Annotated in this window: 23 protein-coding genes; 15 read left to right on the top strand and 8 right to left on the bottom strand. The window is 66.8% G+C overall.

What is annotated here, in order from left to right; genetic code table 11:
• The first annotated feature begins 43 nt into the window (after window positions 1-43).
• Window positions 44-997, top strand: a complete 954-nt coding sequence (locus EP007_RS01875) for an MBL fold metallo-hydrolase (RefSeq protein ID WP_128476033.1) — start codon at window positions 44-46, stop codon at window positions 995-997.
• Window positions 994-2772, top strand: coding sequence for an adenine deaminase C-terminal domain-containing protein (locus tag EP007_RS01870; RefSeq protein WP_128476032.1), 1779 nt, complete (start codon window positions 994-996; stop codon window positions 2770-2772). The genes EP007_RS01875 and EP007_RS01870 overlap by 4 nt, the downstream gene beginning before the upstream one ends.
• Before the next feature lie 22 nt (window positions 2773-2794).
• Here the strand turns inward: EP007_RS01870 and EP007_RS17735 are convergent, their stop codons facing one another.
• Entirely contained in the window at window positions 2795-3079 is a 285-nt protein-coding gene (locus EP007_RS17735; protein ID WP_208023516.1) for a hypothetical protein, read from the bottom strand.
• Window positions 3080-3146: 67 nt separating this feature from the next.
• A complete protein-coding gene (locus EP007_RS01860) occupies window positions 3147-3452 on the bottom strand; it encodes a hypothetical protein (RefSeq protein WP_128476031.1) in 306 nt (101 codons plus the stop codon).
• 121 nt (window positions 3453-3573) lie between these two features.
• Between EP007_RS01860 and EP007_RS01855 the strand changes: the two genes are divergently transcribed.
• Window positions 3574-4638: a M20/M25/M40 family metallo-hydrolase gene (locus EP007_RS01855; protein ID WP_128476030.1), complete on the top strand. Its 1065-nt coding sequence runs from the start codon at window positions 3574-3576 to the stop codon at window positions 4636-4638.
• 303 nt (window positions 4639-4941) lie between these two features.
• Complete coding sequence (locus tag EP007_RS01850) at window positions 4942-6231, top strand: lactate racemase domain-containing protein (protein ID WP_128476029.1); 1290 nt, start codon at window positions 4942-4944, stop codon at window positions 6229-6231.
• 17 nt (window positions 6232-6248) lie between these two features.
• On the opposite strand, the gene EP007_RS01845 is transcribed toward EP007_RS01850, so the two are convergent.
• On the bottom strand, window positions 6249-9029 hold the full coding sequence (locus EP007_RS01845; RefSeq protein ID WP_128476028.1) for an ATP-dependent helicase: 2781 nt from the start codon (window positions 9027-9029) through the stop codon (window positions 6249-6251).
• Between the two features lie 378 nt (window positions 9030-9407).
• On the opposite strand from EP007_RS01845, the gene EP007_RS01840 reads away from it, so the two are divergent.
• From EP007_RS01840 to EP007_RS01835, 3 genes are all read left to right on the top strand, one after another.
• Window positions 9408-10151, top strand: coding sequence for an MBL fold metallo-hydrolase (locus EP007_RS01840; protein WP_128476027.1), 744 nt, complete (start codon window positions 9408-9410; stop codon window positions 10149-10151).
• Between the two features lie 197 nt (window positions 10152-10348).
• A complete protein-coding gene (locus EP007_RS18090; protein WP_281062930.1) occupies window positions 10349-10480 on the top strand; it encodes a hypothetical protein in 132 nt (43 codons plus the stop codon).
• Complete coding sequence (locus tag EP007_RS01835; RefSeq protein ID WP_128476026.1) at window positions 10480-11169, top strand: alpha/beta hydrolase; 690 nt, start codon at window positions 10480-10482, stop codon at window positions 11167-11169. The genes EP007_RS18090 and EP007_RS01835 overlap by 1 nt, the downstream gene beginning before the upstream one ends.
• A gap of 257 nt (window positions 11170-11426) precedes the next feature.
• On the opposite strand, the gene EP007_RS01830 is transcribed toward EP007_RS01835, so the two are convergent.
• Both EP007_RS01830 and EP007_RS01825 read right to left on the bottom strand, forming a co-directional pair.
• The gene (locus EP007_RS01830) at window positions 11427-12974 is read right to left on the bottom strand and encodes an aldehyde dehydrogenase family protein (RefSeq protein WP_128476025.1); all 1548 of its coding nucleotides are present in this window, start codon (window positions 12972-12974) and stop codon (window positions 11427-11429) included.
• 88 nt (window positions 12975-13062) lie between these two features.
• Entirely contained in the window at window positions 13063-14304 is a 1242-nt protein-coding gene (locus EP007_RS01825) for an HD domain-containing protein (RefSeq protein WP_128476024.1), read from the bottom strand.
• Window positions 14305-14461: 157 nt separating this feature from the next.
• On the opposite strand from EP007_RS01825, the gene EP007_RS01820 reads away from it, so the two are divergent.
• The 5 genes from EP007_RS01820 (at window position 14462) to EP007_RS01800 (ending at window position 18194) form a co-directional block, all read left to right on the top strand.
• Window positions 14462-14857: a hypothetical protein gene (locus tag EP007_RS01820; protein WP_128476023.1), complete on the top strand. Its 396-nt coding sequence runs from the start codon at window positions 14462-14464 to the stop codon at window positions 14855-14857.
• Between the two features lie 76 nt (window positions 14858-14933).
• Window positions 14934-15944 carry a 2-phospho-L-lactate transferase gene (gene cofD, locus EP007_RS01815; RefSeq protein ID WP_128476022.1) on the top strand — a complete coding sequence of 337 codons (1011 nt, stop codon included), beginning with the start codon at window positions 14934-14936 and terminating at the stop codon, window positions 15942-15944.
• Window positions 15944-16705 carry a tRNA-dihydrouridine synthase gene (locus EP007_RS01810; protein WP_128476021.1) on the top strand — a complete coding sequence of 254 codons (762 nt, stop codon included), beginning with the start codon at window positions 15944-15946 and terminating at the stop codon, window positions 16703-16705. Before cofD ends, EP007_RS01810 begins: the two co-directional genes overlap by 1 nt.
• Window positions 16702-17544, top strand: coding sequence for a triphosphoribosyl-dephospho-CoA synthase (locus EP007_RS01805; RefSeq protein WP_128476020.1), 843 nt, complete (start codon window positions 16702-16704; stop codon window positions 17542-17544). Before EP007_RS01810 ends, EP007_RS01805 begins: the two co-directional genes overlap by 4 nt.
• Window positions 17541-18194 (top strand): DUF447 domain-containing protein, encoded by a 654-nt coding sequence (locus EP007_RS01800; RefSeq protein WP_128476019.1) that lies wholly within the window; start codon window positions 17541-17543, stop codon window positions 18192-18194. Before EP007_RS01805 ends, EP007_RS01800 begins: the two co-directional genes overlap by 4 nt.
• A gap of 2 nt (window positions 18195-18196) precedes the next feature.
• Here the strand turns inward: EP007_RS01800 and EP007_RS01795 are convergent, their stop codons facing one another.
• Both EP007_RS01795 and EP007_RS01790 read right to left on the bottom strand, forming a co-directional pair.
• Window positions 18197-18397: a hypothetical protein gene (locus EP007_RS01795; protein ID WP_128476018.1), complete on the bottom strand. Its 201-nt coding sequence runs from the start codon at window positions 18395-18397 to the stop codon at window positions 18197-18199.
• Window positions 18398-18501: 104 nt separating this feature from the next.
• Window positions 18502-19044: a hypothetical protein gene (locus EP007_RS01790; RefSeq protein ID WP_128476017.1), complete on the bottom strand. Its 543-nt coding sequence runs from the start codon at window positions 19042-19044 to the stop codon at window positions 18502-18504.
• A 106-nt stretch (window positions 19045-19150) separates the two neighbouring features.
• Here EP007_RS01790 and EP007_RS01785 point away from each other — a divergent pair, with 106 nt between their 5' ends.
• The 3 genes from EP007_RS01785 to EP007_RS01775 all read left to right on the top strand — a co-directional run bounded on the left by EP007_RS01785 (window position 19151) and on the right by EP007_RS01775 (window position 21436).
• Window positions 19151-19324 carry a 30S ribosomal protein S17e gene (locus EP007_RS01785; protein WP_128476016.1) on the top strand — a complete coding sequence of 58 codons (174 nt, stop codon included), beginning with the start codon at window positions 19151-19153 and terminating at the stop codon, window positions 19322-19324.
• Between the two features lie 128 nt (window positions 19325-19452).
• The gene (asd, locus tag EP007_RS01780) at window positions 19453-20487 is read left to right on the top strand and encodes an aspartate-semialdehyde dehydrogenase (protein ID WP_128476015.1); all 1035 of its coding nucleotides are present in this window, start codon (window positions 19453-19455) and stop codon (window positions 20485-20487) included.
• Between the two features lie 88 nt (window positions 20488-20575).
• Complete coding sequence (locus EP007_RS01775; protein ID WP_128476014.1) at window positions 20576-21436, top strand: hypothetical protein; 861 nt, start codon at window positions 20576-20578, stop codon at window positions 21434-21436.
• A 23-nt stretch (window positions 21437-21459) separates the two neighbouring features.
• Here the strand turns inward: EP007_RS01775 and EP007_RS01770 are convergent, their stop codons facing one another.
• A complete protein-coding gene (locus tag EP007_RS01770; protein WP_128476013.1) occupies window positions 21460-22137 on the bottom strand; it encodes an ABC transporter permease in 678 nt (225 codons plus the stop codon).
• Window positions 22138-22237 lie beyond the last annotated feature (100 nt).

Below are 22237 nucleotides of genomic sequence, written 5' to 3'. Positions count from 1 at the left end.
GCGTGTCAAAAACTGTTTATCGGCAGGCGGTTACAGTGACGATATGTTCACGCGGCTCTCGATACCGACGCCGTTTCAGGTCGGTCCGGTCAACGCCTATCTCGCTGGGCGGACGCTGGTAGACCCCGGACCGGGAAGCGAAGAGGCGTGGGCGGCCCTGCTCGACGAACTCGAATCCCGCGATATGGGACCCACGGACATCGAGCAGGTGCTGGTGACCCACCCGCACCCCGACCACTTCGGACTCGCCAAGCGACTCCGGGAGGCGGGCGCGCGCATCGTCGCCAGTCCGACGACCGCCGAGATTATCGCCGACTTCGAGACCCGCCTCGACTACGAGCAGTCCTATTTCGTGGACTTTTTCGAGACCCACGGGATGGCACGCGAGACGGCCGAGACCATCACCGACCTGCCGGAGGTGTTCCTCAACGTCGCGCCCGGCGTCGAGACCGACGCCGAACTCGGTGACGGCGAGACCGTCGAAGTCGCCGGAACCGACCTCACCGCCGAGGCCGTACAGGGCCACGCGGCGGGCGAGACCGTCTTCACCTACGAGACCGACGGCGAGGAGCGCGCCATCGTCGGCGACCACGTCCTCCCCGACATCACGCCCAACCCCTTGCTCCAACCGCCCGCGACGGACGACGGCGAGCGCCCGCGGGTCCTCCCGGCGTTCAACCGCTCGCTAGCGAATCTCCGCGACCGCGAGTTCGACCGCGTGTTGCCGGGCCACCGCGAGGAGATTGCGAACCCGAGCGAGCGAATCGGCGAGATTCTGGCGTCTCACGACGAGCGCACGGAGAACGTCCGCGAAATTGTCGAGGACGGCCCGACGACCGCGGTCGAAGTGATGGAGGAGCTGTTCGACGACCTGCCAGCGACCGAGTATTTCTCGGGGATGAGCGAGGCGGTCGGTCACCTCGACGTGCTGGACGAGCGCGGCGAAGTCGAGTCCAGCGAGCAGGGCGGCGTCGTCGTCTGGGAGGTGGCAGAGTGAACGACCTCCAGTCGGTCGCGCTCGGAGACGAGGACGCCGATTTGGTCATCACCGGCGGCCGAGTCTGTCTCCCCGAGAAGGGCGAGTTCCAGTCGCGCGACGTGGTCGTCTCCGACGACCGTATCGCCGCGCTTCCCGAGGACGCCACCCCGGTAATCGGCGACGAGACGCGAGTCATCACCGCGACGAACCGCGTCGTCGCGCCCGGATTCGTGGACGCCCACACTCACCTCGACCTCCACCAGACGTTCGAGAACGCCTACCACTACGCGATAGAGGGCGGCACCACCACGGTCGTCTCGGAGGTCACGGGCTACGGCCCGGCGTTCGGCGCGGAGGGCGTCGAGCAGTTCCTCGCGGCCACCTCCTACCTTCCGGTTCGCGTCCGGGCGGTCGTTCCGCCCCAACCCCTGCTCGATACCTTCGAACCTCGCCGGGCCGACGACGAGGAAGCCCAAGCGCTCGTGGACCTGCTGGCCGACGACCGCGTCGTCGGCGTCGGCGAGACCGACTGGATTCACGCCGTAGGTCGGGACACGCCCGCCGAACTGCTCTACGAGCGCGCCGACGCCGAGGACAAGACCGTCTCAGGCCACGCCGCCGGTTGCTCGGGCGAGAAGTTTGCCGCGTTCGCCACGATAATCGACGACGACCACGAGGCCATCTCGGGCGAGGATATCGTCGAGCGCGTCGAGAACGGCATTCACGCCATCGGGCGCTACGGCTCGATTCGGGACGACATGGAGGCTGTCGGCGACGCCTACCCCGAGGTTCCCACCGCGGAACTCTCGCTCTCGACTGATGGGATGTGGCCCCGCGAACTCATCTCCGAGGGGTACATGGACGCGGTGGTCCGCCGCGCCATCGAGGAGGGCGTCGAACCCGCCGACGCGATTCGCATGGCGACGCTCAACCCCGCGCGCCACTTCGGACTCGCCGAGGAGGGCGTCGGGTCGCTGTCGCCGGGGAGCGTCGCCGACGTGGTTCTCATCGACGACCTCGACGAGGTGAACGTCACGACGGTCGTCAGCGGCGGCGAAGTCGTCTACAACAAGGGCGAGTCGAAGGTCGCGCCCCGGAGCCACGAGTACCCCGACCGCTTCTACGACTCCGTGAACGTCTCGACCGACCCCGAGCAGTTCCGAGTGCCCGCCGACGCCGCGGGCGTCGGCGGCGAGAGCGGAGTCGAGAAGGCCGACGGCGAATCCCGCACGGGCGAGGTCCGCGCGGTCGAGTACCAGCAGGGACTCCTCTCGGGCGAGACGACCGTCTCCCCGCCGGTCGAGGGCGACGAACTGCTCGCGGACCCCGACGACGACATCCTCAAGGCGACCCTGCTCGACCGCCATCCGAAGGGCGATGGCACTGGTTTCACCGGGTTCGTGACCGGTCTCGGTCTCGACTCCGGCGCGGTCGCAACCACGCTGACGTGGGAGACCACAGGCGTCCTCGCGGTCGGCGCGGACGACGAGGCCATGCTAACCGCGGTCGAACGCGTCGCGGAGATGGGTGGCGGATGGGCCGTCGTGGACGAGGGCGAGGTCGTCGCGGAACTCCCGACCCGCGTCGCGGGCGTCTGCTCGGACCTCGAAGTCGAGGAGACCGCAAAGCTCTACGACGCCGTGGAGTCGGCGCTCCGACGACTCGGCGCGGACGTGGACCGTCCCATGCTGGCGGTCCAGACGATGACGTTCCCCGGCGTCCCGAAACTCAAGTTCACATTCTCGGGGTACGCCGACATTCTGAATCGGGAAGTCGTCGGGTTAACGCCCTGAAAAACAGTTTTCGAGTCGCCGCTCAGTCTTCCGACATCTCCTCTTTTGGTTCCGACTCGCCGCCGCTACCTTCGGTCGTCTCGGTCCCCGCCGCGCTCGCGTGTGCTGTGTCTCGCCCCTCGGGATGCTCCCGAATGGTCCGAACCTGCTCGTACGGGAAGAAGTTCCGCCCCGTCTCGCGGTCCACCCAGACGCCGGTGTCGTAGAACTCCAGTTCGTGGCCCGGAACCGGAGACGTGACCTCTCGTTTGCCCCCCTGTTCGCCGTTTCGCCGCACGAGGTACACCGAGTACGTGCTCTCGGGCATCGCAGATGGAGTTCGACGCACTGCTCGAAAAGTATATGGGTAAATACCACTCGTGCGAGTGATTCGCTTACCGCGACCGGAGGCGCGAGAACCGACCGCTAGCGGCTTCCTCCTCGGCTTCGGCCGCCCGTCTGGCGCGTCGCCGCTGGAGTCGGTTGTACGCCACGCCCGCGCCGATCACGAGCGCCATGATGGCCAGCGACCGAAGTTTCGGCTTAATCGCCGGGCGCTCGGGTTCCTCGCCGCCGTCGGCCGCCGTCAACTCGCCCGATTCGCCCGACTCGCCCGAGCGAAGCGACCGCTTCTCGCCGCTACCGGGGTTCATCGACCAGTGGAACTCCGAGTCGTGGAAGTGGATTTCGAGAATACCCATATCGAAAGTTCACCGAGCGTGAACTTAGCGGTTGGGGGCGACCGGTTGCTCGGCCGCGCTCCAGACCGCCGGACGGAGCGCATTCGTGACGTTCATTACCACGCGCTGATTGGTCGGACGTATGGACGAGTCAACCCGCGAGTTCCTCGACGATTTGCTCACGACGCCGAGTCCGTCCGGCTTCGAAGCCGACGTGCAACGAATCTGGGTCGATTACGTCTCGGAGTTCGCCGACGAGGTGCGAACCGACGAGTACGGCAACGCAGTCGCAGTCGTGGAGGGCGACGACCCCGCAGTCGCGTTCACGGGTCACGCCGACGAAATCGGCCTGATGGTAAACAGCGTGGACGACGAGGGCTTCGTCCGCCTCTCGCGGGTCGGCGGCACCGACCGCACGGTCTCGAAGGGCCAGCACGTCGAGATTCACACCGACGACGGCATCGTCCGGGGCGTCGTCGGCCAGACCGCCATCCACCTCCGGGACCCCGAAGACGAGGAGTTAGAGGACATCGCCGAACAGCACGTCGATATCGGCGTCGAGAGCGAGACCGAGGCCCGCGAACTCGTGGACGTGGGCGACCCCATCACCTTCGACACGCCGATTCGGGAGTTGGAAGGCACCCGGATGGCGGCCCGCGGGATGGACAACCGCGTGGGCATCTGGGTGGCCGCGGAGGCCGCCCGGCGCGCGGCCGAATCGGACGTGGACGCGACTGTCTACGCCGTCAGCACCGTTCAAGAGGAACTGGGCAAGCAGGGCGCGAAGATGGTCGGGTTCGACCTGCCGGTGGACGCCGCCCTCGCGGTGGACGTGACCCACGCGGTCGATTCGCCCGACCTCGGCAAGGAGAAAGACCAGCACGGCGAGGTCGAGTTGGGTGCTGGCCCGGTCGTCGCCCGCGGTTCTTCGAACCACCCCGAGGTCGTCCGGACGGTCCGCGATGCCGCCAGCGAGCGCGACCTGCCGGTGCAGTTGCAGGCCTCGGGGCGCTCGACGGGCACCGACGCCGACGCCTTCTACACCTCGCAGGGCGGCATCCCGTCGCTGAACCTCGGACTGCCGAACCGCTACATGCACACGCCGGTCGAGGTCATCGACACCGACGACCTTGACGCCGCGGCCGACGTGCTGGCCGCGTTCGCCGCAGACTCCGCCGGACGTGACGGGTTTGCCGTGGACATCTGAACCGGAGACGAGTTCCGCGAATCGTCGGCGACAAACTACAGGATGCGCCGCGTCTGCGCTCGCGCTCGCGGTCCTGCGCGAGCGCAGACGCAGGCGGGGAGGAACGGGGGCGCGGTGCGGTGGCGGCCGCGGTGCTGTGCGGTCGCGGGACGATAGACATCGGCGATAGATTGCGTGCGGTCGCGTTGCTGTCGCGGTCGCAGTGCTTTGTGGCGCTGTCGGACACCACACCGACGACCGAACCACTCAGACTCGACTCACGTATCGACGCTTTCAGGCGCGACGACCGCGAACTCCTCGGGCATGGAACTCCCCTACGGCGATACCACCATCGAGGTCGCCCTGCCCGACTGCGACGTGACGGTCGCCGACCCGCCCGGTGGCGACCCGGTGGACCCCCGCGAGGCCGCCGCGGAAGCGATGGCCGACCCGCACGGGGCGCTCCTCTCCGAGCGCGTGAGCGCGGACGACGAGGTGGCCATCGTCGTGACCGACGTGACCCGCGCGACGCCCGACGACGTGTTGGTCGATTTGCTCGTCTCGGAACTCGACGCGGCTGGAATATCCCGCGACCAAATTTCCATCGTGGTCGGTCTCGGTCTCCACCGGCCGATGACTGACGAGGAGTTACGGAACGCACTCGGCGAGTACGCCGACCTCGCACAGAACCACGACGCCGAGGCCGCCGAGGTCGTCGGCGAACTCCGAGGACCCGACGGCGAGTCCGTGCCCGTCGAGATGAACCCGACCGTCGCGGCGGCCGACGCCGTGGTCTCGACCGGGATGGTCGAACCCCACCAGTACGCGGGATTCTCCGGCGGCGCGAAGACCGTTGCTATCGGCGCTGGCGGCGAGTCGCTCATCCGGTACACCCACGGCCCGGCGATGCTGGCCCGCGAGGGCGTCCGCTTGGGCCGCGTCGAGGGCAACCCCTTCCGCGCAATGCTCGACCGAGCGGGCGATCTGATAGGAGTCGATTTCTGTCTCAACGTCACGCACGGTCCCGCCGGAATCTCGGACGCGAGCGCGGGCGACCATCGAAAAGTGGTCGAAGACCTTGCAGAGTCGTGCAAAAACAATATTTCTGTTTCTCTAACCGATACGTATGATGCTGTCGTCGCGGGCGTCGGCGCGCCGAAAGATGCGAACCTCTACCAGACCACGCGGGCCGCGACGTATCTCGCTCTGGGCGACTACGACCCGCTCGCGTCTCCGGCGCGGCGCGCCGGAGACGCAAGCCAGCGGGAAGGCGGTTCGGGCGCGAGCGGCCGCATCGTCGTCCCCGCGCCCTTGCAGGAGGGCGCGGGCGAGGGCACGGGCGAGAAACGCTTCTACGACTGGCTCAGTCGCGCCGAGAGCGCCGACGCCCTCTACGACGAGATGCGGCGGGGCTACGACCCCGGCGCACAGCGCGCGTTCGTCGTGGCCCGCGTCCTCCGGGAGTACGACCTCTACGTCACGAACAGCGACCATCCCGAGGTCGTCGAGGACTGCCTGATGTGCGCCCGCGAGTCCGTCGCCGACGCCGTGGAACCCGGAAGCGACGTGCTAGTCGTCCCGGACGCGCTCGATACGTTGCTGACCGTCGCGTAGCACCGACGAATGCGCGGCTACTTCGCGGCGGAGGCTCCACCGGTCTCGTCGCTTTCGTCGCCGTACTCGTCGCCGATTTCGTCCAGCACGCGCTCGTGAAACTCCTGCAAAACTGCACTCTCGTCGTCGGCCAGCACCACGTCGCTGGCCATCAGCGTGGCGAGACCGAACGCCCGCGGCGTCGGCGTGTCCACGCGATTCCCGACGACCTCCATCTCGCCGGACTGGACGGCGGCCATCAGGTCCTCGATGGCCGAGATAGCGAGTTTGTCCTCGATTATCTCCCGGTAGGTCTCCTCGATGACTGCGAAGTCCTCTAACTCTTCGGCGAACCCCAACAGCATCTCGCTGGAGACCTGCTGTTCGCTGGCGGACTTCTCGTAGCCCTTGTAGCGTTTCAGAATCATCAGCGCGCGCGTGGCGTTGATGCGGAAGTACCGCTGGAGGAGGTCGGTGCCGTCGAGACTCGCCCGGAGGTCGTCGCGCACCTCCTCGGAGTCGATGTCCCGCAGAATCTCGGCAACGTCCACCTTGCGGTTGAGCGGCATCGAGACCGTAAATCCGTGGTCGGCGACCGCGACCGAGACGTTTGTGTTGGCCGCGTTCGCACAGCGGTAGGCGACGACCCGCGAGAGACCGTCGTTGAATTTTCGGCCGTAGTTCGAGTGGACGTAGTAGTGGCGCTCGTACGACTCGCGGTCGAGTTCGACCTCCACCGCGAGTCGCGTCGTCGTGCTGACGCTCTCGGGTCCGGCGTAGCGAATCTGCTCGTCGAACATCCGGGCGACGGCGCGGACGCTGTTCTCGTCGAGCGGGAACTCCCGAAGCCAGACCCGGACCGCGGGCTTGCCCCGCTTGCGGAACTTCTCCAAGAGTTCGCCCTGAAAGTCGAGGATACTCCGCCCGAGGTCGTAGGACAGCGGCAACCGCTCGGAGAACCACGAGGGGACGGTCGGTCTCGCGCTGGTCCGGTCAACGTACACCTTCGACCCGCGGCGATACTGGTACTCGAAGTTCTGGCCGCCGAGGACGAACACGTCGCCCTTTTCGAGGGTATCGAGATACTGCTCGTCCAAGTCGCCGACCCACTCGCTGTCGCCCCGCGTGAACACGTCGCAGGTGAACGAATCGGGAATCGTCCCGATGTTGGTCATGTAGATGACCCGCGCGAGTTTGCCGCGTTTCCCGACGAGGGGTTCGCCCACGTCGAACTCCGGATAGTGGTACTCGCCGTCGGGTGGGTCGTTCTCGTCGCGCCAGATTTTCGCGTAGACCTTCTTCTCTTCCAGTCCCTCGTAGTCGGCGGTCAGGTAGCGAAACAGCGTCTCGAACTGCTCGTCCACGAAGTTTCGGTAGGGGTACGCGCCCCGCAGAATCTCGCGGACTTCCCGCTCCGGGCGCACCTCGTTGATGGCCATCCCGTAGACGTGCTGTGCCGCCACGTCGTAGGCCTCCTCGGGGACGAACACGCGGTCCACGAACCCCTCCTCGGCCTTCTTGAGCATCACCGCACACTCCACGAGTTCGTCGCGGTCGAGCGCGACGACTCGCCCCGTGACGGTCTGGCCGAGTTGGTGGCCCGCCCGGCCGACGCGCTGGAGCAGGGAGGCGACCGATTTGGGCGACCCGACCTGCACCACGAGGTCGATGTGGGGCATGTCGATGCCCAGTTCCAGACTCGTGGAGGTCGTCACCACGTCGAGCGTGCCGTCTTTCAAGTCCTGCTCGATGGACTGGCGGGCCTCCTTCGAGAGGCTTCCGTGGTGACAGCCAGAGTTGTCCTCGTCGTAGGCGTCGTAGCGCTCCCGGAGGTTCTGGAGGACGCGCTCGGCCCCCGAGCGCGTGTTCGTGAAGACGAGGGTGTTGGTGTGGTCGCCGATGAGGTCGTGTAACTGGTCGTAGAATCGCTCGTTGACCACCTCGCGGGGTGTGTCGATGAGGTCGTCGGTCGGACACTGCAACTCGATGTCGAACTCCCGGACGAACCGACTGTCCACGATTTCGCAGTCGCGGGGCGTCGGAGCGGTGGCGTCACCGTCCGGAGCCTCCGTTTCGCACCCGACTAGAAACTCCGCGATGTCCGCCAAGGGTTCGACGGTCGCCGAACAGCCGATTCTGGTCGGCGACGTCTCGGCCATCCGCTCCAGTCGCTCCAAACTCACCGCGAGGTGGGTGCCGCGCTTGCCGTCCGCGAGACTGTGAATCTCGTCCACGACGACGTACTCAACGGTCTCCAACTTCTCTTTGAACTTCGGGGAGTTGAGCAGGATGGCCAGCGTCTCGGGCGTCGTGTTCAGGATGTGTGGCGTCTCCTCCAGCATCTTCCGGCGCGCCGAATCGTCGGTGTCGCCGTGCCGGATGGCGTGGCGGACCGACGGTTCGCCGTCCATCTTCTCGGCGATACCCTGTAGGGGAACCTCCAGATTTCGGTGGATGTCGTTGGCCAGCGACTTGAGCGGCGAGACGTAGAGGCAGTAGACGGAGTTGTCCAACCCCGCTTCCTGCTCGCGCTCGCGGCGGAACAGTTCGTTGAGAATCGCGGTGAACGACGCCAGCGTCTTGCCCGACCCCGTGGGCGAGGCGACGAGCGCGTTGGTCCCGTCGCGGACGAGCGGGATGGTTTCCTTCTGGGGCGGTGTGAAGAAGCCGCCGTTCTCGGGGGCGTACTCGCCGAACTCCTCGACCCACCACTCTCTGACGGCCGGTTCCAGCGATTCGAGGACGGCGGCGTCGTCGAGTTCGACCGAGTCGGCGTCGAAGTCGAAATCCCCGCGCGCCAGCAACTCGCGCGCTCCCATTTAACGGTCCGTTGGGAGCGGACGGTTAAGACGGTTTGGCCACCGGAGTGAAAGTGAAACTCGTCGTTGTCAGTCGATACGGCGGGTCCGAGCGGAAAGAGGGCACGGGCGAAAGTGTTCCGGAACAGCAAGCGTGAATTTTCTAACCGATGGCGTTCGCGGACGACGCAATCAAAATCACGAACGCAGATTCTTATTTAAATCTTTGGCACCTATAGGAAGTGAAACACGCTTTTTCAGAGCGTCTTTCCTCGCTTCTCTCGGACTCGGTGGAAGTCCAATCCAGATAAATCAGAGGCGTCGAGTCCTGCGGGAAACCGGCGACGCTCGACTCGCCGGTCCAAAGCCATTAACAGGATTCGGACCGGCGAACCGAGTATGCGAGTCACCTTTCTCGGAACCGGCAGTGCGATGCCGACCGGCGAGCGCTACCAGACCGGCATCGTCGTGACCGACGAGGAGACCGAGCGCCACCTGCTCGTGGACTGCGGAAGCGGCGTCCTCCACCGCCTCCAGCAGTCGGGCGTCGGCTACGAGGAGATTTCGACTGTCTTGCTGACTCACCACCACCTCGACCACGTCGCCGACCTCCTGCCGCTGTTGAAGGCCCGGTGGCTGGCGGGCGAGGAACACCTCGAAGTCGTCGGCCCGACCGGTACGAAGTCGCTGGTTGACGACCTGCTCGACGTACACGACTATCTGCGAGGACGAGTAGACCTCCAGATTCGAGAGGTCGGTGCCCACGAGTTCGAGGTCGCCGGATTCGAAGTCGAGGGGTACGAGGCCCGACACTCCCTGCCGTGTCTGTCCTACCGATTCGGTGACAAGTTCACCTTCAGCGGCGACAGCGAGGCGTTCGAGGCGCTGGCGAACTTCGCCGACGGCTGTGACGTGCTGGTTCACGACTGCTCGTTCCCCGACGACGTTGACGTGGACAACCACCCGACGCCGACCCAACTCGGCGAGGCGCTCGCGGGGTCGGGCGCGGACATCGGGAAAGTGTTCCTGACGCATCTCTACCCTCACACCGAGGGTCGTCACGAGGAGATGTTACAGTCCATCGAGGCGCAGTACGACGGCGACGTGCGGTTTGCAGATGATTTGCGGACTGTCGAGTTGTAGAACGAGACACATCCGCAAATTCTCTGCATTTTGGACGACCTCCGGACCGTCGAACTCTAACTTCGACTTCCTTCGGAGGAGTCCCCATCGCCGATAATTTTCCGACTGTCAAGTTGTGAACCAGTCAGTGACGCGAACGTCACCTGCTTACTGCGTCGTCCGAGAAGGCTCAAGGCCGCATCTCGGCTAGCGAGCGTATGACCGATTCGGAGACGCCGCCGCCGACCATCGACCGCGCTTCGACTCTCCGCTCTAGTGCGGACCGCACGCGAAAAAGCGACGAACGCGCGCCTCGTTCGCGCCTCTCGGCGACGCCGGAGGAACACTGATGGCAACTCCCAATCCCCACGATGGCGGGGCGGACCCCCACGCCGGGCAACCGGTCGCCGCTGCGGGCGCGGTCTCGGACGGGGCGCCCGCCGACGACGCCGACGCCGCGGTTATCTTCATCCACGGTCGCGGCGCGACCGCCGAGGGCATGCTGGAGATGGCGGGCGAGTTCGACGCCGAGGGCGTGGCCTACCTCGCGCCGCAGGCCCGCGGCCGGACGTGGTACCCCAACTCCTTCCTCGAAGCTATCGCGGACAACGAACCGAGTCTCTCGTCGGCGCTAGCGTTCCTCGGCGACGTGCGCGAGCGCGTCGCCGACGCCGGAATCGCGCCCGAGCGGACCTGCTTCGTCGGCTTCTCGCAGGGTGCCTGTCTCGCCAGCGAGTTCGTCGCCCGGAACGCCGAGCGCTACGGCGGGCTGGCGGCCCTGAGCGGGGGACTCATCGGCCCAGAGGGCACCCCGCGAGACTACGACGGCGACCTCGACGGGACGCCGGTATTTTTGGGGTGTAGCGACCGCGACCCGCACATCCCGGTCGAGCGCGTCCACGAAACCCGCGACGTGCTGGACGGACTGGGCGGCGACGTGGAAGAGCGCATCTACGAGGGGATGGGCCACGGCATCAACCGCGAGGAAGTGGCATACGTTCGAAACATGGTCGAAGAGATAGCGTCGGGGGAGAGGTAGTTTTCGGGGTGAAGCAGGCTCTTCCCCCTCGGGAATCACCGTCGAGAGAGCTAGCTTCGGGTTTGAGCGATGGAGTCCCAACGACCGCACAGCACCGCGTCAGCCTCACGCCTCCCCAACCGCCTGCGCTACTCGGCCTTCGGCCTGCGTTGCTCGTCCCTCGCGCGGTTGGCGCGGCCCCTCGCGCGCCGCGCCAGCACGCGCCAAGTGGAATGTCCAATAGTCGAGACGCAGGCCGAAATCCCCGCCCAAGCGTCTCAGAAGGGGTACTCCCGCGCCTCTTCCTGCACTGAAATCCACCGCGTCTCGGTCAACTCTTCGACTATCCACTCGGCGTTGTACCGGCCGATTCCCGAGGCGTTCACGCCACCGAACGCGACGTTCGGGTCGTCGTTCAGCGGTTGGTCGTTGACGTGGACCATCCCCGTATCCAGTCGCCGGGCGATGTCAATCGCGCGCTCGGCGTCCTCGCAGTGGACCGACCCCGAGAGACCGTACTCCGTGTCGTTGGCCAGCGCGACCGCCTCGTCGATGTCCGAGAAAGAAATGACCGGCGCGACCGGCCCGAAGTGTTCCTCGGCGGCGACCGGCATGTCGTTCTCGACGCCCGAGAGAACGGTCGGTTCCACGAACCAGTCGTCAAACTCGCCGCCCGATTCGATGTTTGCACCCTGCTCGACCGACTGCTCCACGAGGTCCCTGATGGTCTCGAACTGCGAGGCGTTCTGGACCGGCCCGACCAGCACCGCCTCGTCGCGGGGGTCGCCGACCGGCAGTTCGCTGGCGCGCTCGGCCAGTCGCTCAACGTACTCGTCGTACACCGATTCGTGGACCAGATGGCGGTTGATGGAGATGCACTCCTGCCCTTGGTGGGTAAACGAGCCGAAGACCCCGCCGTCCACCGCCCGGTCCAAGTCCGCCTCCGCGGTGACGATGTGGGCGTTGTTCCCGCCGAGTTCGAGCGCGGGCGTCGATAACTGCTCGGCCGCCGCCCCGCCGACCTTCCGGCCGACCTCGGTCGAACCGGTGAACGAGACGACCGAGGCCGCGGGGTGGCCAGCGATAGTCTCGCCGATGGCCGACCCCTCGCCCGTGACGACGTTTAGGACGCCGTCGGGGAGTCCGGCCTCCTCGAAGAGACTCGCCAGCGCCAGTCCGCCGACGATTGCGGTGTGTGTCGAGGGCTTGAGAACGACCGCGTTCCCGAGTGCGATGGCGGGCGCGACCGCCCGCATCGAGAGATACAGCGGGAAGTTCCACGGCGAGATGATGCCGACGACGCCCGCGGGTTCCCGGAAGACGAGGTTGCGCTTGCCCTCCACCGCGGACTCGCGCTCCTCGGTGTCGGTCGGGTCGGCGGCGTCCGCCAACTCCTCGGCAACCGCCATCGTCCCCGTGGTCAGGTCGAGTTCGATGTCGGCTTTGAGTCGAGCGCCGCCACACTCGACCGCAAACAGGTGGGCGAACTCCTCGTGGTACTTTCCGACGAGTTCGCGGGCCGCGGCGACTACCGACGCTCGCTCCTCGGGCGTCCGGTCGGCCCACTCGCGCTGTGCCGACTCGGCGGCCGCGTACGCGGCATCCACGTCCTCGTCGGTCCCAGCCGGGATCGTCCCGACCGCCACTCTTGTCGTCGGGTCCACCACGTCGAGTCCCGCGCGGTCGCCCTGCGCGCGCCACTCGCCGTCCACGTAGACGGCGTTCCACCCGTTTGACGGGGCGAACCCGAGGTCCTTGAGGTCCGGAGTCGTCTCCTCACCCGCGTCCGTCTCGGCGTCGGTCGGTGACTGGCGTTCGCTTTCCATGGCAAAAGAAAAATTGCAATTAACTTAATATCTTTCTAAAATAAATAAGAAATGGAATACGTGGTTCGCAAGCAACGCTCCGGACGACTCACTCCTCGCCTTGCGCCCCGAACTCGTCCAGCGTCGTGCGCTGGCCGGGCGACCGGACCTCGCTGACGAGCGCGCCGTCGGTCTCCAGTCCCAGCACTCGCTCGGCGGCGTGCCCGACCGAGTCCGTGTGGTCGCCGGGCGCGTACACCCCGAGTCGCCACTGCTCGCGCTGGACCTGCCGGAGCGCCGAGACCAGCGTGGACTGCTGGCCGAGGCGTCGAATCTCGCCGTTGACGATGACCCGCGTCGAGGACTCGGTCATGCTCGGTCGCCCCAACACGTCGATGATGACCGACTCGGGACCGACCCCCGCGTCGGCCGCGATGTCCGCCTCGAACTGCCGAATCCGGTCGTGGTCGGCGTCGATAACCTCGTCGGGCACGTCGGCCATCTCGACCCAGACCGCCCGCTTGTAGAGGTCCCGCGCGCCGAGTCGCCGAGCGAACTCCTCGGTCGGGGCGCTCCTTCGAAGCGCCGCGAAGAGGTCGTGGTCGTCCATCCGGCGGAGTTCGTCCGCGGAAATCGCGGTCTCGTCTAGCAGGCGCTCGCTCGCGCGCTGGAGCATCCCCCGACAGATGCGCGTGACGTGGTGGTTGTAGACGGTCGGGTTCATCAGCGCGCGCGCCAGAAGCAGGCTCTCGGCGGTCGGGACGTTGCCCTCCGCCAGCACGAGTTCGCCGTCGATGAGCGTGAGTTCCCGGACCAGTCGGGAGTGGTCAATGGTGCCGTAGGGGACGCCGGTGTGGTGGGCGTCGCGCACGAGGTAGTCCATCCGGTCCACGTCGAGTTCCCCCGAGACCAACTGGCCGAGTTTCCCGCCGCCAGCGATGAGGTCGGCGATTTCGTCGGGGTTGTGACCGTGGTCTCGAAGCACGTCGCCGACCTCGTTGTCCGCCAGCAGGTCGTGAACGTCGTCGTGGTACTTGCCGGTGTGGCGGTGGATAACTTCCTCGATGGTGTGACTGTAGGGTGCGTGCCCGATGTCGTGGAGGATGGCGGCCGCTCGGACGCGCTCGGCCTGCTTGCCCTGAATCCCGAGGTGGTCGAGTCCCTCGCAAGCGAGGTGGTAGACGCCGAGGCTGTGTTCGAAGCGAGTGTGGTTCGCGGAGGGGTAGACGAGATGTGCGGGACCCAACTGCTTGATGCGCCTGAGTCGCTGGACCGCGGGCGTGTCGAACAGCGCCCGCGCGACGCCCTCGACCTCGATGTGGTCGTGGACGGAGTCCTTGATGGTCTTCATGTGACAGAATTGTCCGCCTTCGTATAAAAACCGCCGGGAGTGGCGAGGGTGGGTCGCCACTCGCTTTTTCGATACTGCCGCGCTCGCCGAAACGCCACTGCATCGCCGAAGTGACAGATACTTCAACTGGTGTCCGAGAATCGAATACAGAGTAATCATGGCTGAATTTACGAGCGATAGCGAGCGAACTCCGTGGCGTTTCCGTCTGTTGACCGCCGCGGCACTCAACGTGGTGTGGTCGTTCTCCGCGGTCCAGTCGTCCGGGTCGTCGTACCCGTTCGACCTGTCGGCGTGGGGGCTGGCGCTCGGCGTGTCGGTGCTGGTTCTCACCCCGGTCTTCTACCACGCGCTGTACCGGGACGCTGGCGACATCCGCGAGAGTGATTCGCGGTGGGTTCCCGACCGGCGTCTCTGGGTCGGCGGCGGTGCCCTCGTCTCGGCCGCGTCGCTGGCGCTCTTCCTGAACCCGCTCGTCCACTACGTCGCCGCGGCGTATCTGGTTCAGCGATACCGGAAGTTCCCCGGCCGGGACCTCGCTGGCGATTTCGAGTAGCGACCGGCGATGTCGGTCGTTCGCTGCGCCACGAGACAGCACAAGCGTTTACCACTCGGAACACGCACCTCGGAACATGACGACGTTTCTCTCCGGGGGGACCGGAACCCCGAAGCTACTCGCCGGAGCCGAGTCGGTTTTCGACCCGGCAGAGACCACCGTCGTCGCCAACACCGGCGACGACGTGGATTTGGGCGGCCTGCTCGTCTGTCCCGACGTAGATACCGTCCTCTTCGAGCAGGGGGACCTGCTGGACTTGGAGACGTGGTGGGGAATCGCCGACGACACCACCGAAACCCACGAGGAGTTACACAACCTTGCCGAGACTGCCGACCTCGCCAAGGGACCGCGCTACCTGCCCGACGAGGCCCAGACCGACGGTCGCCACCTCGCAAACTGGCGGCGCTTCTCCGGCGTCGCGGAGTTCATGGAGATCGGCGACCGCGACCGCGCGGTCCACCTGACCCGGACCAGTCTGTTGGACGAGGGCCACAGCCTCACCGAGGTCACGCGCCTGCTCGCCGATGCTTTCGACGCGCCCGTGGACGTGGTCCCGATGAGCGATGACCCCGTGGCTTCTATCGTCCACACCCCCGAAGAGAGCGACGAGTACGCCGACGAGATGCACTTTCAGGAGTTCTGGGTTGCTCACCGCGGCGACCCCGAAGTGGACCATGTCGAGTTCCGCGGCGGCGAGGACGCCGACCCCGCTCCGGCCGCCCTCGGGGCGATAGAAGAGGGTCCCGTTGTCGTCGGTCCCTCGAACCCCGTCACCAGCATCGGGCCGATGCTCGCCATCGAGGAGCTACACGACGCGCTCGACGACGCCACCGTGGTCGCGGTCTCACCCTTCGTGGAGGACGAGGTGTTCTCCGGCCCGGCGGCCGACCTGATGGCGGGCGTCGGCTTCGAACCCTCGACCGCTGGCGTCGCGGCGGCCTACCCCTTCGCCGACGCCTTCGTGCTGGACGACCACGACGACACCGACCTCGACCGCCCGGTCGTCAAGACCGATACCGAGATGTCCGACGAAGACGACGCCGAGCGCGTGGCCCGCGCCGTCGCCGACGCGCTGGAGGTGATTTGATGTTCGAACCTCGACTCGCGCTCGCCAGTCTCAGCGGCCAGTCCGACGCCGAGTGGGCGAGAGCGGCCGATGAGCTCGCTGGCGCGGCGTTCCTCGGCGGTATCGCGCTCGACGCTCCAACCCGCGAGGCCGCCCGCGAACTGGTCGAACGCGACCGCGACGAGTTCCTTCCGGACGACCCCGCCGGTTTCGTGGACGACCAACTCGCCGCGCTCGAAGACGCCGACCTCCGGCCGGGGTTCAACGTTCGGACGACCTCGCTCGAACCGCTCCGGGCGGTCGCCGAAATCTGTGCGGACCGCGGCGCGATTCTCGAACTCAACGCCCACTGCCGACAGGACGAGATGTGCGCGGCGGGCGCGGGCGAGACCCTCCTCCGAAACACCGACCGACTCCGCGAGCAGGTCGCCGCCGCGGCGGGCGAAGGTCCCGACGTGAGCGTCAAAGTCCGCGCCGAGGTGCCGAGCGTGGACCTCGCCGAGACCGCCCGCGCCGTCGCCGACGCGGGCGGTGACGCGATGCACGTCGATGCGATGGACTCCGAAGGTGTCGTCGCCGACGTGGCCGCCGTCGCCGCGGAGACCGACCTCTTCGTGATAGCGAACAACGGCGTCCGCGGCGAGGCGACCGTCAGGGAGTATCTGGCCTGCGGCGCGGACGCGGTGAGCGTCGGCCGACCGAGCGATGACCCCGCGGTCCTCGGGCGCGTGGCGAGCGCACTGGACGAGTGGGTCGCCCAAAAACCGGAGGTGCGCGCATGACTCCGGCCGAGAACGCCCAACTCGCGCTCCTGCTGGAAGTCGCGGGCACGCCCAAGCCCGGCAACGTCGATAGGGCGCGGGACCTCTCGGACCTGCGATTCGAACACTTCCTCGCGGGCACGGTCGGCGCGGGACCGGGCCTGCGCGCGGCCGAGCGCGGCGCTCCGGTCGGCGAGGCGTTCGAGCGCGCCGTCGAGGGAATGAGCCAGCAGGAGGGCGGCAACACCCAGTTCGGCGCGCTCCTCCTGCTGGTGCCCCTCGTCCGGGCCGCCGCGGACGGCGACCTCTCGCCGGAAGGCGTCGAGCGCGTGGTCGAAAAGACGACCGTCGAGGACGCGGCGAACTTCTTCCGGGCGTTCGACCACGCCGAGGTGTACGTGGACGACCCGCCCGAAGACGCCGGGGACCTCGACGTTCGCCGGGGGAGCGACGCGGTTCCGGCGGTCGAGGAGCGCGGCGTCACCCTCTACGATGTGCTGGCGCTCGGCGACCAATCCGACGACGTGGCCGCCGAGTGGACCAATCAGTTCGAGCGCACCTTCTGGGCGGCCGACCGTCTCGCGGAACTGGCGGGGTCGGTCCCGGCGTCGGCACTCGGCGCGCGGGTCTATCTCGAACTGCTCGCGCGCCAACCCGACACCCTCGTGGCGAAACAGCACGGCGCGAAGACCGCAGAGAGCGTCCGGGTCCGCGCCCAAGAGGCGCTGGAAGGCGGGCCGGAGGTCGTCGAGGCCTTCGCCGACTCGCTGGTCGCCGACGGCATCAATCCGGGGACGACTGCCGACCTGACCGCCGCGGGCCTGTTCGTCGCGCTGGCCCGCGGGGAGGTGTCGGTGTGAGCGACGACGCGTCCGGTGTGTCGGATACGTCGGAAGACCGCCAGTCCGCGGGCGACTCTCGGTCGCCCGCGGACTGGCCGGTCGAGTTCCGAGGCGTCACCGAGTCGCTGGTGACGACGCTCGGCCCGAACGACCTGTGGAACGTCGCGGCGCTGGGCCTGCATCCGCCGGACAACGGACCCTCCGCCGACGCGCCCGTGACCGCCCGGACGTGGGGCAACACCCGTACTCGCCGGAACTTCCACCGGCAGGGTGGTGGCTACGTCCAGTTCGCGCGCGACCCCGTCGATTTCGTGGACGCCACGCTTTCGATCTTCGAGGTCGAGCGGCCGGTCCTCGACGCCGCCGACGCGTGGGTCGAGATCGAAGCCGAGCGCGTCGATTCCGGCGAGGACGGCGACACCGAGTGGGAGGAGTGGACCCTCTCGCCCGTGGATTCTGGCGTCGAGCGCGAGACGGTGCCAACGATAACTCGCGGGTTCGGCGCGGTTGTGGAGGCGACCGTCGCGGCCTCACGACTCGACGTGGACGCCTACGACGAGTCGGAACTCAGAAATCGGTTGTCGTACTTCGAGTCGGTCGGGCGAAACTGCGGGGACGACCGCGTGCGTGCGGCGTTCGACCGACTCCGCGACCACCTCGACGAGTAGCTTCAGCGACCGTCCTTTCGGTCGATGGTGACCGTCCAGTCGGGTATCTCGTCGGGTTCGTATTCGAGGTCCCAGACGCCTTCCACGTCCTCGCCGTCGCCGAACGCGCCGAGGACGAGTGCTTCCAGTTCGCTTTCGAATCTCGGACCGTCAGTGCTCACTTCGACCAGTTCGCCGTCCGTATCTCCGTCTGCTCTCCTCACTGTGCTAATCGAATCTAGAAGTTCAGGGATAATTATATTTGCGAATATCTGACGATATTTCGTCGACACCTACACAAAAATTCAGCACAATCTCTGACGGAGCGTCAAGTCTCGTCCACGTCGGCTTCCAGAACTACGTCGGCGGCGGTCCGGTTCGGCGGCCCGAGCGTGTCGTCGCGCGCGAACCGGGCGATTTGCTCGCGGCCCGACGCGACGCTCGTCCGGCCGGTCTCCAGTTCGGGCAGGAGTCGCGCGTAGAGGTCGAGTTCGTCGTCGAGCGCGCCCAGCAGCGCCGACCGCGCGGCCCCGTACGACTCCTCGCGGTTCAGGTAGACCGAGAGCTTCGTGCTGTACTCTTGGAGGCGCTCTTTCGTCCCGTCGTCCACCGCGGGGTGGTCGAGCAGGTCCACCGCCGCGAGGTCCTCGGCGTCCTCGTCGCCGTCGCTCGCGGCCTGAATCTCGTCGCGGGCCAGTTGCTTGGCGGTGTCGTACTTCGACGCCAGTTCGGTCTGGGTCTCGCGGCTCTCCTCGGTCCACGACTCCAGCAGGTCCAGCGCCTCCCCGATGGCGTCGATTCGCTCGGCGAGTCGGCGGCGCAACTCCGCGGCGTCCTCGACGGTCTGGACCGCTTCGACGAAGGTCGGCATGGCTTCGACTACGACGCCGAAGGGCCTTGGGTTGTCGGGTCGCGGACCGGCCGTCCGACGACCGAAGACCGCAACGCACTTACTTTCCGGACGTGGAAACCCAACCATGGCAATCAAACCCGACTACGTCAAGAAGACGGGGCGCGTCCTGCTGGAGCGATACCCCGACGCCTTCACGACCGATTTCGACCAGAACAAAGACAGCGTCCAGAAACTCACCAACATCGAGTCGAAGGGCGTCCGCAACCGCATCGCTGGCTACGTCACCCGCAAAAAGTAGCGCCGTCGAGTTCCTGCGTACTTCCGCGACTTACCGCCCAGTAGCGACGCCCTCGGTCGGGTTCGCTGTCGGGCAAAAAGCTGGCCTTCCCAAATCGTTTTATCGACGTACCACCGAACCACGATACGATGACTGTACGAGTCGGCGTTCTCGGTGCGACCGGAGCGGTTGGCCAGCGATGTATCCAACTGCTGGACGGCCACCCGGAGTTCGAACTGGCGGCAGTAACGGCGAGCGAAGACAGCGCGGGTCGCTCCTACGGCGACGCCGCGAAATGGCGGGTAGACTCCCCGATTCCGTCCGCGGTCGCTGACCTGACCGTCAGCGAGACCGACCCTGACGCCGTCCCCGACGACGTGGACCTGCTGTTCTCGTCGCTCCCCTCCGGCGTCGCCGCCGAAGTCGAACCCGACTTCGCCGAGGCGGGCTACGTCCTCTCCTCGAACTCCTCGAACGACCGACTGGCCGACGACGTGCCCCTCGTCATCCCCGAAATCAATCCGGGCCACCTCGACCTGCTGGAGGTCCAGCGCGACGAGCGCGACTGGGACGGTGCCGTCGTCAAGAACCCCAACTGTTCGACCATCACGATGGTCCCCACGCTCGCGGCGCTCGACCAGTTCGGACTGGAGCGCGTCCACGTTTCGACGCTACAGGCCGTCTCAGGCGCGGGCTACTCGGGCGTCTCCTCGATGGAGATACTCGACAACGTCATCCCCCATATCGGCGGCGAGGAGGACAAGATGGAGACCGAGTCCCGAAAGCTTCTGGGAAGCTTCGACGGCGCACAACTCTCGAAACACGACGCCGACGTGTCGGCGTCGTGCAACCGCGTGCCGACCATCGACGGCCACCTCGAAAACGTCTGGGCCGAGACCGAGCAGGACGTGACCGAAGAGGAAGTCGAGGACGCCTTCTGCGCCATCGAGAGCCTCGACCTGCCGAGTTCGCCCGACCAACTCATCGAGGTCTTCGAGGACCCGAGTCGCCCGCAACCGCGACTCGACCGGACGCTGGGCGGCGGCATGGCCATCGCGGCGGGCGGCGTCCAGACGACGCCCGCGGGCGTCCAGTACAACACGCTGGCGCACAATACGATTCGCGGCGCGGCGGGCGCGGCAGTGCTGAACGCCGAATTGCTCCAGAGCGAAGGCTGGATTTAACGATAGTCGAGTCGCTTCCGACCCTCGCTCGCGGTGATTGTTGAACGAGACGACAGGAATTTTCTTCCCTCGGTCACTCGGATGGCGTGTGACGACCGATTCCGACCCCGCGCCCGCGGACTCCTCGACCTTCGCGTGGTCACATACCCCAGCCGAGTCCCGACTGCTCTCCGGCCTCGTCGCGCTCTCGGTCGGTGTCGTCGCCGGGTTTGCGCTCGGCATCGCTCTCGGCGTGGTTGGTCTCGCGGTCCTGCTGGCGGTCGAAGGGCGCTATCTGGTCGCGGTCGCCACCCTCCTCGCGTTCGTCTTCGGTCTAGCGCGAACCGCGCCCCACCTCTTCGCCACCGGCGAGAGCGCGCCCCCATTTCGCGGTCTCGGCCACCGGACGCTCGCGGCGTCCGCTGTCGGCGGTCTCGCCACGCTCGCGCTCGCCGGATACGTCCTCCCGAGAGAACTCTTCTCGGCGCTCGTCGGCGCGACGCTCCTCGTCCCGCTGGCACTCGCCAGCCTGCTCGCCTCCGAGGGCGACCTCGACGCCGAAAACGGGCGACTCACCTACTCGGGAACCGACATCGACCTCTCGACGCTCGCCGGAGTCCGGCGCTGGTCGGTCGGCGGCTACGTCGCCTACCGACTCTCGTACGCCGAGGGGGTCGCGACGTTCGCCACGCCGCGGACGCTCGTGGTCCCCCGACGGGTCGATTCCCGACTCCGCGACGCGCTCGATACCGGCGTCGCGGCCGAGTCGGGCGACCCCGGTCCAAAGCGAACGGGGGTCCGAGTCGTCGCCGCCGCCATCGGCCTGTTTTTCTTCGGCTTCGCCGGACTCCTGCTGACCGTTGACCCGACCGGGGCGACCCTGCGGGGCGACGCCGTACTGTGGTACGCCGCGCTCGTCATCGGTCTCTTCGGTGCCATCTTTGTCGGACTCGCGGTTCGGGGCGGCTGACCGCTTGGACGACTCGGAAGTCCTCAGATCTGGTTCCATAGGTCCGAGACCAGTCCTCGCGGGTCTGACCGAAGGCGTCTAACCGCGGGCATCACGTCGTGTTTCACCGCCCGGAAACCGACGATAGCGAGACCGGTGACAAGCGCGACACCGCCGACGACGCCGGGAACGCCGCCCGCCGGTCCGTTGGCGAGTTCTGGCGCGACGACTGCCAACAGACTCGCCGGAACGAGAAAGAGGAGTCCGAGTTTGAGAAGTCCGTCGGCGAGTCGTTTCCAGCGAGTGGGTTCCATACCGTCGGCGACCGCCGCCTCGGTCTCGCGCCGTTGCTGTTCGGTCGTCCGGAACTCCAGCGCATCGAGGCTCCGGGTTTCCTCGCCGACGAGTTCGCGTCGTCGGTCCGCGGCGAGTTCAGCCACCTCATCCGGGTCGATGTGATGGAGTTCTCGGACACGCTCGACCGTGAGACGGGCATCCGCGAGCGTCCGCGCGAGTTCCTCGTCGGAAACCTCCTCGAACGCGAGTTCGAACTGCCGGTCGGGATAGTTGGCGAGAAGTCGGAAGTCGTCCATCCCGGCCGCGACCCGCGAGCGAATCTTCCGCTGGTCGCGCCGCCGCTTCGCGGGCGCGCTCTCGGCGAAGTCGTCGTGGACGCGCCGTCGTTGCGTCTCGGTGAGGAGCGACGCAGGTTCGTCGGCCATGGTGGAGTGCTCTGTGGTGTGTCAGTTTATTCTACCGAACTGTCGAGAAGCGGGGGTGTACTCCGTACACCGAGGCAGATGTTTCACCGTGTACGCCCGT

Source organism: Halorussus pelagicus (genome assembly GCF_004087835.1).
In the GTDB taxonomy this organism is placed as follows: domain Archaea; phylum Halobacteriota; class Halobacteria; order Halobacteriales; family Haladaptataceae; genus Halorussus; species Halorussus pelagicus.
The sequence above is the reverse complement of the archived record's forward strand: the minus strand, read 5'-3'. Positions and strand labels throughout refer to the sequence as shown.

Bases quoted from the DNA above. Each gene is read 5' to 3' on its own strand.
- EP007_RS01875 (WP_128476033.1), top strand. From the start codon at position 44: ATGTTCACGCGGCTCTCGATACCGACGCCGTTTCAGGTCGGTCCGGTC.
- EP007_RS17735 (WP_208023516.1), bottom strand. From the start codon at position 3,079: ATGCCCGAGAGCACGTACTCGGTGTACCTCGTGCGGCGAAACGGCGAA.
- EP007_RS01860 (WP_128476031.1), bottom strand. From the start codon at position 3,452: ATGGGTATTCTCGAAATCCACTTCCACGACTCGGAGTTCCACTGGTCG.
- EP007_RS01855 (WP_128476030.1), top strand. From the start codon at position 3,574: ATGGACGAGTCAACCCGCGAGTTCCTCGACGATTTGCTCACGACGCCG.
- EP007_RS01850 (WP_128476029.1), top strand. From the start codon at position 4,942: ATGGAACTCCCCTACGGCGATACCACCATCGAGGTCGCCCTGCCCGAC.
- EP007_RS01845 (WP_128476028.1), bottom strand. From the start codon at position 9,029: ATGGGAGCGCGCGAGTTGCTGGCGCGCGGGGATTTCGACTTCGACGCC.
- EP007_RS01840 (WP_128476027.1), top strand. From the start codon at position 9,408: ATGCGAGTCACCTTTCTCGGAACCGGCAGTGCGATGCCGACCGGCGAG.
- EP007_RS18090 (WP_281062930.1), top strand. From the start codon at position 10,349: ATGACCGATTCGGAGACGCCGCCGCCGACCATCGACCGCGCTTCGACT.
- EP007_RS01835 (WP_128476026.1), top strand. From the start codon at position 10,480: ATGGCAACTCCCAATCCCCACGATGGCGGGGCGGACCCCCACGCCGGG.
- EP007_RS01830 (WP_128476025.1), bottom strand. From the start codon at position 12,974: ATGGAAAGCGAACGCCAGTCACCGACCGACGCCGAGACGGACGCGGGT.
- EP007_RS01825 (WP_128476024.1), bottom strand. From the start codon at position 14,304: ATGAAGACCATCAAGGACTCCGTCCACGACCACATCGAGGTCGAGGGC.
- EP007_RS01820 (WP_128476023.1), top strand. From the start codon at position 14,462: ATGGCTGAATTTACGAGCGATAGCGAGCGAACTCCGTGGCGTTTCCGT.
- cofD (WP_128476022.1), top strand. From the start codon at position 14,934: ATGACGACGTTTCTCTCCGGGGGGACCGGAACCCCGAAGCTACTCGCC.
- EP007_RS01810 (WP_128476021.1), top strand. From the start codon at position 15,944: ATGTTCGAACCTCGACTCGCGCTCGCCAGTCTCAGCGGCCAGTCCGAC.
- EP007_RS01805 (WP_128476020.1), top strand. From the start codon at position 16,702: ATGACTCCGGCCGAGAACGCCCAACTCGCGCTCCTGCTGGAAGTCGCG.
- EP007_RS01790 (WP_128476017.1), bottom strand. From the start codon at position 19,044: ATGCCGACCTTCGTCGAAGCGGTCCAGACCGTCGAGGACGCCGCGGAG.
- EP007_RS01785 (WP_128476016.1), top strand. From the start codon at position 19,151: ATGGCAATCAAACCCGACTACGTCAAGAAGACGGGGCGCGTCCTGCTG.
- asd (WP_128476015.1), top strand. From the start codon at position 19,453: ATGACTGTACGAGTCGGCGTTCTCGGTGCGACCGGAGCGGTTGGCCAG.
- EP007_RS01770 (WP_128476013.1), bottom strand. From the start codon at position 22,137: ATGGCCGACGAACCTGCGTCGCTCCTCACCGAGACGCAACGACGGCGC.